Source organism: Nonomuraea sp. NPDC049684 (assembly GCF_044465345.1).
GTDB lineage: Bacteria > Actinomycetota > Actinomycetes > Streptosporangiales > Streptosporangiaceae > Nonomuraea.
In genome coordinates this window covers 297,237-308,089 of record NZ_JBITLO010000013.1, presented here as the reverse complement: position 1 = coordinate 308,089, position 10,853 = coordinate 297,237, and the positions used below count along the sequence as shown (strand labels likewise).

Genomic DNA, 10,853 nt, shown 5'->3' with positions numbered 1-10,853 from the left:
AAGGAGACGACACCATGCCGCTCGACCCGTTCCTCGAACCCCTGCTGGCCTCCCTGCCGCCCTCACCGGAGGAAATCGACGACTTCGCCGCCTTCCGCGCCCAAGACCAAGCAGGCAGCGAAGCGCTCGTCTCCCAGCTGATGGAGCCGGCCCCGCCCGTGAGATCACGTCAGGCCGTCACCATCCCTGTCAGCCAAGGGACCATCGACCTGCACATCTTCACACCCATCGCCGCCGGCCCTCACCCCGCGCACATCTACCTGCACGGCGGCGGATGGATCGGCGGATCGATCAACAACAGCGCCATCGACATCTTCTGCGCCGAACGCGCAGCCGGAGCTGGATGCGTCGTCATCGCGGTGAATTACCGCAAGGCGCCCGAAAACCCCTTCCCAACCGGACTCAACGACTGCTACGCGGCCCTGCTTTGGACGGTCGAACACGCCGACGAACTCGGCATCCGACCCGACCTCATCACCATTGGCGGCGGCTCCGCCGGCGCCAATCTCGCCGCCGCGGTCGCACTCAAAGCCCGCAACGAGAACGGTCCGGCGCTCGCACTGCAACTCCTCGAAGTACCGGCCCTGGACCTCACCTTCAGCCTGCCCTCCCATCAGCGACTCGCCACCGGATACGGACTCACACTCGCCACCGCCACGATGTGCGCCCGGTACTACCTCGGCGGGCAAGACCCGACGAACCCGTACGTCTCTCCCCTGCTCGCGGCAGACCTGTCCGGCCTGCCAGCCGCCTACATCATGTCCGCCGAATACGACCCCGTGCGCGACGACGGCGAACGCTACGCCGAACGGCTCAACGAAGCTGGAGTCCCCGCAACCTTCTCCCTCCAAAAAGGGCACATCCACATGTCGTCGGCCTTCACCAAAGCCATGGCCTCCGCCCGCGCCTGGCGCAACGAAGTCCTCACCGTCCTACGGCGCACACACCAGCAGGCGACCGCAGCCGGCTGAGCGCGTCAGCGACCGGGCTTCCCTGGACGTACCGCACCGGCGCCGCAGGCCATCCGCACTGGACACATTGGATTCGCGTCCGCGGCGCGGAGTTCGGCGCACTGGCCACCGGGCCGGGCACGGGTCGGGGCGTGCTGGCCTGTCCTAACCGGCGATGCCCTGGGCGGCGCCGAGCGACGATGAGGGGCGGTGGCGGTAGTAGTGCGGCGCGCGGGTCGATCTTCAACGTCGAGGCGAGGTCGTTCGTAGTCGGTGGACACCTGGATCTGCGCGTCGAACCGCGACGCCAGCGCCTCGGTCTGGACTGCGCCGGGCACACCGGGGTTGTGACCTGCGACCACATAGACCCCCCTCGGCGGCGGTGATCGTCTCACCCCGGTGGGCCTTCACGGTGATCTGACGGCGATGCTGGGGTCTACTTGCCAGACGTGAAAGAAGAGATCATCATCCTCTGACCTGCTAAAAGGGTTCTCCAACCCTAGATAAGAGGAGAAGGCCTTCGAGGAGGCTGCGTGCAGAAATTAGCGGTCGCGACCTGGGGCTTTTTCGCCTGTTAGTGATCCGTGATGGCGCCGAAACTCCTCCAGGCCCGGCCAGCCGCCACTGGGTTCGATGGTGGGTGCGGCAGCGGGGCGCCAGGACCTCGGTGACCTTGGCGATGGCCTCAACGCCGGGATTGACGTAGCGCATGGCGCTGCGGGGGTTCTTGTGCCGGGTCTTGCCCATGATGAGCTGCAGGGGGACCTCTGCCTCGCCGAGACGGGTGGCGGCGCTGTGGCGCAGCTGGTGTAGATCGAGGTCGGCGTACTTCTCCAGCGGGACGCGGGCGCGATCGTAGCCGAGGCGGGCGCGACCGGTGTGAGACCACGCTCAAAGTGACGGCCTCCATCATGGAGCACATTCCATGCCCAGTGGCGCATTCCCGCTCGGGTCGTCACCACGAAGCGCTCCAATGGAGGTGTGACGGCCAGACCTTCCTGGAGACCCCGGACAGCGTTAGCGCTGGCCGGGCTCATCGCGTCCGCCGCGGTGGGCGCGGCCCTTGCCTCCACCCGAACCGCGACGCCCGGTGTCCCGGCAGCCCGGGCTCCCGAACCCGTGCAACCCCCTCCACCGGCCGCCTCTGCGGCTCCGCCACGGCGCAGACGACTGCTGCGCGCGCTCGGCCTCGTCCTGCTCCTGGCCGCTATCGCGGCTGCGACCTGGGCCTCTGTCGACCCTCTGCTGCCGGCCTGGTTGCGCTGGACGCTGGGCGGTGCGGCTATGGCCGCCACGACCTGCCTCGTGATCGGTCTGCTGATCGGCCCCGCCGCCCGTCGTCTGTCCGGCGAACGCGTCCCGATCACTGAGACAGAACGCAAGCAGATGACCGCCACCGAGCGCATGGAAGCGCTCAACGCCGCCCGCCACACCCTGATCCAGGCAGCCACCGGCCTCGTCGTCATCGGCGGTGTCGCCTTCACCGCCCTCGGCCTCTGGTACACCGCCCGCACGGTCGACACCGCGCAGCAAGGCCAGATCACCGACCGCTACACCAAGGCCGTCGAGCAGCTCGGCTCAGCCAAACAGGACGTACGCCTGGGCGGCATCTACGCACTCCAGCGCCTGGCCGACGACTCTCCACGCGACCGAAACACCGTGCTTGCCGTGTTGTCGGCCTATGTCCGCGGCCATGACCTCTGTACCTTGCAACCTGGACAGAAGAGGCTCTTTCAACCCTGTACCGTCACCAACTTGCGCAAGCCGGTGAGCGGATGGGGTACCCGGCCAGGGGCGGACGTCGTAGCAGCGCTCACCGTCGCCTCCAGCCTGGCCATGGCCAATGGGGCTCACGCTGACTTCTCTCAGATGCGCTTCCCAACCGCAGACCTGATAGAAGCCCGCTTGCGGGACGCGGACCTGCACGACGCGGACCTGCGCAGCGCGACCCTGATTCGCGCGGACCTGCGCGGCGCGAATCTGAGCAACGCGCACCTGCTTGGCGCGAGCCTGGGTGCCGCGCGCCTGAGCGGTGCGGACCTGAGCTACGCGGACCTGCACAACGCGAACCTGAGCGGTGCGGACCTGCGCGGCGCGGACCTGAGCGGTGCGGACCTGCGCGGCGCGAGCCTGAGCGAAGCGGATCTGCGCGGCGCGAACCTGGGCTTTGCGCGCCTGGACAGTTCGCAGCGGGGCGGCAACGGCGCGGACCTGCGCGGTGCGAACCTGAGCGGTGCCGACCTGAGCAGCGCGGACCTGCGCAGCGCGTACCTTGGCGACGCGGACGTGCGTGGCGCGAACCTGCGTGGCGCGGACCTACGTGGCATTTTTGGGAAGAATGAGAAGGAAATACGGAGGACGGCCACTGTCGATAGCCAGACACTGTTTGGGCCGCCTTCGCACAGCGTGCCAGATCGGAGCTACAACTAACCCGCGGCGATCGCCAGGGTAGGCCGATGAACGAGATCAACCGGCAGCCCCAACGCCCAACCGTCAAAAACTTCTGACGGACACGCTCAGTGTGCGAGAAGCTACGGACCATGAGTGAGGAGACGGTTCCCCAGCAACCCAGCTATGACCGCCAAGATCCGGCGTTCTGGAAGTACGAGTTCGACCGATACGTGGACGCGGCCATGACCGCCACCCTGGCAGGACGACACATAGAGGCGCTCGATGCCGCCCATGAGACACGACTGGCCGCCGAGCGCCTGCAGAACGTCATCGTGGGCAACGCCCGCGCTGGTGGCACGAGCTGGTCGACGATCGGCCGCGCAGCGATGCTCACCAAACAAGCTGCCTGGACGCGATGGAAGCGCGTCGAGGCAGCGGGCGTCACCCTGGCCAGCCTGGAACCGCAGCTGGTCGTCGTGGTGACCGCCGGGCATCGTCACATCGACGAGGACAACCCCAATTACGGCCTGGACCTGGCTGATTACCTCCCCGTCGACTACAACTCCTGGGGCGACGTGATCATGAGCGATTCCCGTGTCGAAGCGCTCCTCCAGGAGGGGATCGAGGACTACTGGGTGCGGGTCGCGCCCCTCGACTGGATCGCTCCGCGCGTGCCTGGCCTTGCCAAGGCGGTCGCGGCCGATCCGGATCTCGACGGCGGCTCACCGCTGGTGCACCCCGCCATGACCCAGTTCGCCTTGGTGCTGGACACTCCCGACCAGATGGAAGAGCTTCAGGGCCTGTTCCGCACCGCCGACATCCGCAAGGTCCTGGACGCGGCCGCGAAGACCGGCCGGCACACCCTCGGTTTCGATGTGGGTTGCAATGTCCGCGGCGACTTCTACGTCTCGCTGGTCGGGCACATGTCTGGCGTCGACATCAGCGCCGAGCTCAACGCCGTCACCGAGGTGCTCACTGGCGCCGGGTATGAGGTAACACCCCACCCTGAGCACGAGGCCTGCGTCTTCGCTCGCCTTGCCGCGCGCTCCTGACACGACCCCGCTGGTGTTGAGAAACAATCGTTAGATGAACGCGCCAGACACGGCTACGGAAGGTCGTCTGCGTCTGGGATCCACCGCGCCCGGATCTGTCGGGCGGCGTCCAGCGCGGCCCGTCCTGCCACCAGGCCGGACTCGTCATCGGTGGTGTCCAGCGCGACGTAGATCGCGGCTTCGACGATCTTCCACTCCTCCGGGAGTTGCCGCCAGGTTATCCCGTGGTACCGCTCCAGCTCTTGGTGGATCCGGCGGGTCTGGCGCAGCAGGTCCTCGTATGTCACTGCGGCCGAGTCCGGTGTCTCCTTCGTAGCTCCCACGTTGCCACCCTCTGTTCCGCCGCACTGGTCAGATCTCGTCGTCGTCCTCGGCGGCATTCGGGTCGCGGATGGCGCCGGGCGCGAGGTTCGGGCATGGCGAAGGTGTAGGCGCCGTGGACGCCGAGATGGGAGTGGACGACTGTCCCTTTCTCCCGTACTTGGTCTGCCCCCCATGAACATCCATTCGCGGTGCCGCGGCCAGTCGGTGATCAGCGCGAACACCTCCTCCGGCCGCGCGGCCACCTCCACCGCCGCGCCCGCGTACACCGGTCTCATCGCTGGCCTCCTCGTGTGCCGGTCCCCCCGTCGGGACATGAGGTACGTGCTCATCATCCGGCCGGACGAACCCGCCCCGGGTTCGGGGGGCATGTGAAGGTCCCGCCGCCGGGCTGAGGACTGGGGAAGTCAGACCCGGCGGCGGGACCGGCATCGGGATCACGACCCCGGCGAGGAGCTCCCGCCGTGACCGGCCGGGCCGTACGCGGTGAGGTACGGCCGTGCGCGGCCGGCCGGGCGGTACGCGGTTGCGCTGCGGACAACGGCCGGCCCCGCGTCATGGGGGTGACCGTCGGGGTGACCGTGGTGACCGCAGCGGCCCGCGGCCCTGACCGGGGACGTGCCCGTGCCCGTCGCGGCCCGAGCCGCGACGACGCCGCCGGCGGGCGTGACCGTCGGCACCTCGACGACGGCCCCCGGCCCGCTGACGGCTGTGCCTGTCATGCGCTCCTCCTCCCTGCCCGAGCGGGCGACTCTGCACCGTGACTACCCCATGTCACTCTCCGTGAAGCTCGATGGCCGGGTAAAATCCCCGGTCAGCAGCCCAACGGCAGGGCTGCGATCACGTTGGGTGAGGGAAATCGCGGCGCGGAAGGCGGGTCCGCCGGAACTGTCGGAGCCTGGTGGCACACTCGGCGGGCATGAGCGATGACGTGCGGCTGCGGCCCGTCCTGCAGGCCGATCTGGAGGTGTTCCTGGAGCAGGAGCACGACGAGGAGGCCGTCCGGCGGTCCAGGTTCGCCCCTCGCGAGCGGGCGGCCTTCATGACCCACTGGACCACCCGGGTCCTCGGCGATCCCACCGTCCTGGTGCGCGCGGTCACGGTCGGGGGCGAGGTGGCCGGGAACGTGGTGTCCTGGTGGGAGGGCGGGCGGCGGTTCGTCGGCTACTGGCTGGGCCGCCCCTTCTGGGGGCGCGGCGTCGGCACCGCGGCTCTGGGGCTGTTCCTGGCGGAGGAGAAGACCAGGCCCCTGTACGCCGACCCTTACGCGGGCAACACCGGCTCGGTGCGGCTGCTGGAACGCCACGGGTTCCGGCACGCCGGCACGGTCCGGCACGGCCAGGACGAGCATCTGCTGCTGGTGCTGGGCGACGACCTGTCCGCCTGACCGGTCAGGCGGGGGCCGGGCCCGTTTGCGGCATGAGCGTGCCCGCCGGGGCGTGCGCCGCCGCTGGGCGTGAGCTCGGCGGTGGCGGCTTGCGGGCGGGTGGCTGTCGGGTGGCGGGTGGGGTCAGCTGCGGCCGCCCGTGAAGGGGGGTTCGCCGTCCTTCAGGGCGCGGAAGCGTAGCGCCGACCACATCTCGTCCACCGCGACCTGGCCGTTGGGACGCAGCCCGTACTCGCCGACGATGGGCCACAGCGTGTCGCGGTTGATGTCGGACGTGTTGCCCTTGGGGTAGGCGACCCAGACCACGGGCGGCGTGGTGATGTCGCCGCGGTGCTCGTCCAGGATCCGGCGGGCCGCGGCGGCGTCGGAGGCGAAGATCAGCGCGACGTCCGCCTCCTTGACCGATCCGGCCTCGCCGGCGCCCTCGGGCAGCGGCCCCAGGAGCGGCCGACGGGCGGGGTCGGAGACCCACACGGCGGTCGCCGGCTTGATGAGCAGCTTGTCGGCGACGGTCTTGGCGGCCATGTCATGCCCTCGTGTAGATGAGGTTCAGCACGCCGGTGCTGAAGGTGGTGGAGGTGGTCAGGGTGAGCGGGATCTGCTCGCGCACGTCGTCGAACAGCCGCTTGCCCGAGCCGACGACGATCGGGTGGAGCAGCAGGTTGAGCTCGTCGAGCAGGCCCTCGCGCAGCAGCGAGACGACCAGGGTGGCGCTGCCGACGACCGAGATGTTCCCGCCGGCGCCCTCCCGCAGCGCCGCCAGGTCGGCCAGGCTCACGACCTCGGTGTTCTGCCAGGACGGCGAGGTCAGCGTGGTGGAGACGACGTACTTGGTCGAGTTGTTCATCGCCTCGGCCATCGGCTCCTTCTCGGGGTCCTGGTGCGGCCAGTAGCCGGCGAACTCCTCGTAGGTGTGCCGGCCCAGCAGCATGGCGTCGGCGGCCTGCATCTGCGCGCCGACCGACTGGCCCATCTCGTCGTTGAAGTACGGGAAGTGCCAGGTGTCGGGGGCCTCGACGACGCCGTCGAGGGAGATGAACAGGCCCGCGGTGATCTTTCGCATGATTGTCGCTCCTTGAGTTCCTGAGGTGCCTCAACCCTCCCACCGACAAATGAAGTTGTCAAGACGACTTCGATTGTCCGAAGTGCGCTCTCGGGCCGGGCGCCGAACTCCAGGGCGAGCTTCTGCCGGTCGGCGTGGCGGCTGAAGGCGACGATGCGTTCGGCGCCGAGCCGCCGGGCGGCCAGGACGGCGAGCAGCCCCACCGCGCCGTCGCCCACGACGGCGACCGTCTTGCCGGGCCCGGCCTCGGCGGCCACGGCGCCGAACCAGCCGGTGCCCAGCACGTCGGAGGCGGTCAGCAGGCTCGGGACGAGGTCGGCGTCGGGCATGGCGGGGGTGGCGACCAGGGTGCCGTCGGCCAGCGGGATGCGGGCGTACTGGGCCTGGGTGCCGATCGCGCCGATCGGTTCGGCGTGCACGCAGCGGGACTGGTAGCCGGCCCGGCAGATCTCGCAGGTGTTGTCGGAGGCGAAGAACGACCCGACGACGAAGTCGCCTGGCTTGATCGTCTCGACCTGGTCGCCGGTCTGCTCGACCACGCCGACGTACTCGTGTCCCATCGGCGCCGGCGCGTCGGACCTGTCCACGCCCCGGTAGGGCCACAGGTCCGAGCCGCACACGCATGTGGCGGTGATGCGGATGACCGCGTCGGTGGGCCGGACGAGCGCCGGGTCGGGACGGTCCTCGACGCGCACGTCGCGCGGTCCGTGCAGAACTGCTCCACGCATGAGTGGTGTCTCCTTCGAAAGGTGTCAGGTGCTGGCGGCGGATCTTCCGGCGCGCCGCGCCGCAGGCCCGCCGGGAAGGCGCCTCGCCGGCCGGCGGTCAGATGCTCCGGCGGACCCCGCGCCGGCAGCGTCCCAGCACGGTTCCCCCACCCACGGGGGCACTTTCCCCTGGTGGGCGCGGCAGGAACAGGTGAGCGGATCTCTCGTCCGGCATTTCGCCGGGAGCTGCGAAGGCCCTGAGATTCGCCGGACGGCGCCTACCGCGTCGGCGCGGCGGCGAGCTCGGGTTCGTCGAGCTGAGAGGAGGCGGTCCCCGCCGTCCGCGGGTATCCGGCCAGGGTCGGCGTGGTCGCGGGCGGGGTGGTGGCGGGTGCTGCTGCGGCGACAGGCCGTGGATGCCCTGCAGGACGGACGATGGCCAGGCGACCACCGGCCGCACCTCACCGCACTGAGCTGGCCGAAGGCATCTACCGCAGCGACGGTCCGGGCGGATCGGTCACCGGTGAGGGCGTGGCGTGCAGGAGGGTCAGGGCGGCCTGGAGGGCGTGGTCGGCGGCGGCGGCCGCGCCGTCATGATGGGCCGCGACGACGGTCGCCCCCTCGACCAGCATCAGCAGCTGCCGCCCCACCAGCCCCGGATCGGCGGCCCCGGCGCGTTCGGCGATGCCGGTCAGCAGCTCAAGGTAGCGGTCCAGGTGGCGGGCGGTGATGGCCCGTACGGGGTCGGCGTGGTGCTGGGCGGCGGCGTTCAGCAGGGCGCAGCCGCGGAAGGCCGGGTCGGCGTACCACTGGCGCAGGGCGTCGAACACCGCGCCCAGCTGGGCGCGCGGGTCGTCGCCCGCGGCCCGGGCGCGGGCGGCCAGGCCGCGGGCGACCCGGTCGCTGCGTGCCTGGAGGACGGCCTCGACCAGGCCCTCCTTGGTGCCGAAGTGGCGGTAGAGGGTCTCCTTGGAGATGCCGATCGCGGCGCACAGCCCGGCGACGCCGATGCCGTCGAGGCCGCGCTCGTACAGCAGGTCGGTGGCGGCGCTCAGGATGGCGGCGCGGGTGCGGGCGGGGTCGATCGTGGAGCCTTTGGCCACGGGCATGGCTTGGATAGTACCGGTCGGTTCGATCGGCTGCTAACGTCTCGGGTCGTACCGATCGGTTCGATCTTGGGGAGTTCACCCATGTATGACCCGCTTTCCGCAGACCCGCCGCGCGACCCAGACTTCCCGGCCACCACGCCGCAGGTGACGTTCGACAGCGGCGGGGAGCGCCTGCTCGGCGTGCTGCACCTGCCCGCCGGGCCCGGCCCGCACCCCGTCGTCGTGCTGCTGCACGGGTTCCCCGGCAACGAGCGCAACTTCGACCTCGCCCAGACGCTGCGCCGCGCCGGCTACGCCGCCCTGGTGTTCCACTACCGCGGATCATGGGGCGTGGGCGGCACCTGGTCCTGGGGGAACGTGCTGGAGGACGCCGCCGCGGTCGTCGCCGCGCTGCCCGGCCTGGCCGCCGCCCACCGGCTCGACCCGCGGCGCCTGGCCCTGGTCGGCCACAGCATGGGCGGGTTCGCGGCGCTGATGACGGCCGCGGCGGACCCGTCCGTGACCGCCGTCGCCTCCGTCGCCGCGTTCGACCTCGGGGTGGCCGCCGGGCTGTGCCGCGCCGACCCCGAGGCACGGGCCGGGTACGTCAAGGCGTTCGACGGCGAACTGGCCCCCCTGCGCGGCACCAGCGGGCAGGCGCTGGTCGAGGAGATGGAGGCGGGCGGCGACGACTGGCGCCTGGCCCGGCTCGCGCCCCTGCTGGCCACCCGTCCGGTGCTGCTCGCCGGCACCGGCCACGACGTCGTCACGCCGCACGAAGTGCACCATGAGCCCCTGGTCGCCGCCTACCGGGCACACCCCGTCGAACGCCTCGAAGCCCATCTCTTCCCCACCGACCACGCCCTGTCCGACCACCGCGTCACCCTGGCCCGCACGATCCTCGGGTTCCTCGAACGCTCCCTGTGACGGCCCCGCCCTGCCCGGGCGGCGGCCCGTCAGGAGGGACGGGCCACGTACGCGTGCTTGGCCTCGCCGGAGAAGCCGCAGGCGCGGTAGAAGGCGTGGGTCGCCGGCCTGCGGGAGCTCGTCATCAGCATCGCCTTGTAACAGCCGGCCTCCCAGGCGGCCCGGAGGGTGGCGGCCATGATCTGCTTGCCCAGCCCGGCGCCCCGCCGAGACGCCTCCACGACGACGTTCTCGATCACGGCGTACGGCGCGGCCGACCGGGTGAGGTTGGGGATCACGTTGAGGTAGGTCGTCGCGACGACGTCCCCGTCCAGTTCGAGCACGAACAGGCGCAGCACGGGGGATGCGAGGATCTGCCGGAAGACCGCCGCATCGGAGCCGTCCACGACATCCGGGTCGTCCGGCTGCAACTGCCGGTAGAGGCGGACGATGTACTCGAAGTCCTCAAGCCGGGCCTCGCGGAACATGCGGGGAGCATAACAACATGCCGCGCGCGGCAGGCCCCTCAGGCCAGCGGGGCCGAGGGGCCGCGCGGCGCGGATCAGCCGGGCAGTGCGGCGCGGATCAACGCCGCGTCCTGGTCGAGCTGGGCGCGCGAGCGGCTCCGCCACTCGGCGCCGACCACCACGCCGTCGCCCGCGAAGCGCGGCACCACGTGCAGATGCAGGTGGAAGACGTCCTGACCGGCGGCCTCGCCGTCCGCCAGCGACAGCCGCACCCCCTCGCAGCGCAGCCCCGAGGCCCGCAGCGCGGCCGCCACCTGCCGCGCCGCCCGCCAGATCGGCCCGCCGATCGCGTCACCGGCCTCGGCCAGGCCGGCGACGTGCGCGCGCGGCATCACCAGGACGTGACCGGGCGTGACCGGGTGATGGTCGAGGATCGCCAGGACGTCGTCGTCGCCGTGGACCACGCTGGCCACGGTCCGCCCGGCGACGATCTCGCAGAAGACGCACGTATCCATGCCGGT

13 protein-coding genes and 1 pseudogene are annotated in these 10,853 nt (G+C 70.7%); 5 read left to right on the top strand and 9 right to left on the bottom strand.

Features of this window, described 5'->3' with window-relative positions:
• Positions 1 to 14 precede the first annotated feature (14 nt).
• Positions 15 to 971, top strand: coding sequence for an alpha/beta hydrolase (locus ACIBST_RS35240; protein WP_397177912.1), 957 nt, complete (start codon positions 15 to 17; stop codon positions 969 to 971).
• Positions 972 to 1,430: 459 nt separating this feature from the next.
• On the opposite strand, the gene ACIBST_RS35235 is transcribed toward ACIBST_RS35240, so the two are convergent.
• Positions 1,431 to 1,787 (bottom strand): tyrosine-type recombinase/integrase, encoded by a 357-nt coding sequence (locus tag ACIBST_RS35235; RefSeq protein WP_397177925.1) that lies wholly within the window; start codon positions 1,785 to 1,787, stop codon positions 1,431 to 1,433.
• A gap of 447 nt (positions 1,788 to 2,234) precedes the next feature.
• Here ACIBST_RS35235 and ACIBST_RS35230 point away from each other — a divergent pair, with 447 nt between their 5' ends.
• Together ACIBST_RS35230 and ACIBST_RS35225 are read left to right on the top strand one after the other, a co-directional pair.
• Complete coding sequence (locus ACIBST_RS35230) at positions 2,235 to 3,380, top strand: pentapeptide repeat-containing protein (protein WP_397177911.1); 1,146 nt, start codon at positions 2,235 to 2,237, stop codon at positions 3,378 to 3,380.
• Positions 3,381 to 3,490: 110 nt separating this feature from the next.
• Positions 3,491 to 4,393 (top strand): hypothetical protein, encoded by a 903-nt coding sequence (locus tag ACIBST_RS35225; protein ID WP_397177910.1) that lies wholly within the window; start codon positions 3,491 to 3,493, stop codon positions 4,391 to 4,393.
• A 53-nt stretch (positions 4,394 to 4,446) separates the two neighbouring features.
• Here the strand turns inward: ACIBST_RS35225 and ACIBST_RS35220 are convergent, their stop codons facing one another.
• Entirely contained in the window at positions 4,447 to 4,680 is a 234-nt protein-coding gene (locus tag ACIBST_RS35220; RefSeq protein WP_397177909.1) for a hypothetical protein, read from the bottom strand.
• Positions 4,681 to 5,151: 471 nt separating this feature from the next.
• Positions 5,152 to 5,436 (bottom strand): hypothetical protein, encoded by a 285-nt coding sequence (locus ACIBST_RS35215; RefSeq protein ID WP_397177908.1) that lies wholly within the window; start codon positions 5,434 to 5,436, stop codon positions 5,152 to 5,154.
• A 197-nt stretch (positions 5,437 to 5,633) separates the two neighbouring features.
• On the opposite strand from ACIBST_RS35215, the gene ACIBST_RS35210 reads away from it, so the two are divergent.
• Entirely contained in the window at positions 5,634 to 6,101 is a 468-nt protein-coding gene (locus ACIBST_RS35210) for a GNAT family N-acetyltransferase (protein ID WP_397177907.1), read from the top strand.
• A 123-nt stretch (positions 6,102 to 6,224) separates the two neighbouring features.
• Here the strand turns inward: ACIBST_RS35210 and ACIBST_RS35205 are convergent, their stop codons facing one another.
• The 4 genes and pseudogenes from ACIBST_RS35205 to ACIBST_RS35190 form a co-directional block, all read right to left on the bottom strand.
• On the bottom strand, positions 6,225 to 6,626 hold the full coding sequence (locus tag ACIBST_RS35205) for a hypothetical protein (protein ID WP_397177906.1): 402 nt from the start codon (positions 6,624 to 6,626) through the stop codon (positions 6,225 to 6,227).
• A 1-nt stretch (position 6,627) separates the two neighbouring features.
• Positions 6,628 to 7,164: a dihydrofolate reductase family protein gene (locus ACIBST_RS35200; protein ID WP_397177905.1), complete on the bottom strand. Its 537-nt coding sequence runs from the start codon at positions 7,162 to 7,164 to the stop codon at positions 6,628 to 6,630.
• Positions 7,165 to 7,262: 98 nt separating this feature from the next.
• Positions 7,263 to 7,892, bottom strand: a pseudogene (locus ACIBST_RS35195) (alcohol dehydrogenase catalytic domain-containing protein); the annotation flags it as partial.
• 467 nt (positions 7,893 to 8,359) lie between these two features.
• Positions 8,360 to 8,980 (bottom strand): TetR/AcrR family transcriptional regulator, encoded by a 621-nt coding sequence (locus ACIBST_RS35190; RefSeq protein ID WP_397177904.1) that lies wholly within the window; start codon positions 8,978 to 8,980, stop codon positions 8,360 to 8,362.
• An 81-nt stretch (positions 8,981 to 9,061) separates the two neighbouring features.
• Between ACIBST_RS35190 and ACIBST_RS35185 the strand changes: the two genes are divergently transcribed.
• Entirely contained in the window at positions 9,062 to 9,886 is an 825-nt protein-coding gene (locus tag ACIBST_RS35185) for an alpha/beta hydrolase family protein (protein WP_397177903.1), read from the top strand.
• A 29-nt stretch (positions 9,887 to 9,915) separates the two neighbouring features.
• On the opposite strand, the gene ACIBST_RS35180 is transcribed toward ACIBST_RS35185, so the two are convergent.
• A complete protein-coding gene (locus ACIBST_RS35180; protein ID WP_397177902.1) occupies positions 9,916 to 10,353 on the bottom strand; it encodes a GNAT family N-acetyltransferase in 438 nt (145 codons plus the stop codon).
• Between the two features lie 74 nt (positions 10,354 to 10,427).
• On the bottom strand, positions 10,428 to 10,847 hold the full coding sequence (locus tag ACIBST_RS35175) for an HIT family protein (protein WP_397177901.1): 420 nt from the start codon (positions 10,845 to 10,847) through the stop codon (positions 10,428 to 10,430).
• Between the last annotated feature and the right edge of the window lie 6 nt (positions 10,848 to 10,853).

What these genes read in the sequence shown, in the direction of transcription:
- ACIBST_RS35240 (WP_397177912.1), top strand. Translation starts at nt 15, where the DNA reads ATGCCGCTCGACCCGTTCCTCGAACCCCTGCTGGCCTCCCTGCCGCCC.
- ACIBST_RS35230 (WP_397177911.1), top strand. Translation starts at nt 2,235, where the DNA reads ATGGCCGCCACGACCTGCCTCGTGATCGGTCTGCTGATCGGCCCCGCC.
- ACIBST_RS35225 (WP_397177910.1), top strand. Translation starts at nt 3,491, where the DNA reads ATGAGTGAGGAGACGGTTCCCCAGCAACCCAGCTATGACCGCCAAGAT.
- ACIBST_RS35215 (WP_397177908.1), bottom strand. Translation starts at nt 5,436, where the DNA reads ATGACAGGCACAGCCGTCAGCGGGCCGGGGGCCGTCGTCGAGGTGCCG.
- ACIBST_RS35210 (WP_397177907.1), top strand. Translation starts at nt 5,634, where the DNA reads ATGAGCGATGACGTGCGGCTGCGGCCCGTCCTGCAGGCCGATCTGGAG.
- ACIBST_RS35205 (WP_397177906.1), bottom strand. Translation starts at nt 6,626, where the DNA reads ATGGCCGCCAAGACCGTCGCCGACAAGCTGCTCATCAAGCCGGCGACC.
- ACIBST_RS35200 (WP_397177905.1), bottom strand. Translation starts at nt 7,164, where the DNA reads ATGCGAAAGATCACCGCGGGCCTGTTCATCTCCCTCGACGGCGTCGTC.
- ACIBST_RS35190 (WP_397177904.1), bottom strand. Translation starts at nt 8,980, where the DNA reads ATGCCCGTGGCCAAAGGCTCCACGATCGACCCCGCCCGCACCCGCGCC.
- ACIBST_RS35185 (WP_397177903.1), top strand. Translation starts at nt 9,062, where the DNA reads ATGTATGACCCGCTTTCCGCAGACCCGCCGCGCGACCCAGACTTCCCG.
- ACIBST_RS35180 (WP_397177902.1), bottom strand. Translation starts at nt 10,353, where the DNA reads ATGTTCCGCGAGGCCCGGCTTGAGGACTTCGAGTACATCGTCCGCCTC.
- ACIBST_RS35175 (WP_397177901.1), bottom strand. Translation starts at nt 10,847, where the DNA reads ATGGATACGTGCGTCTTCTGCGAGATCGTCGCCGGGCGGACCGTGGCC.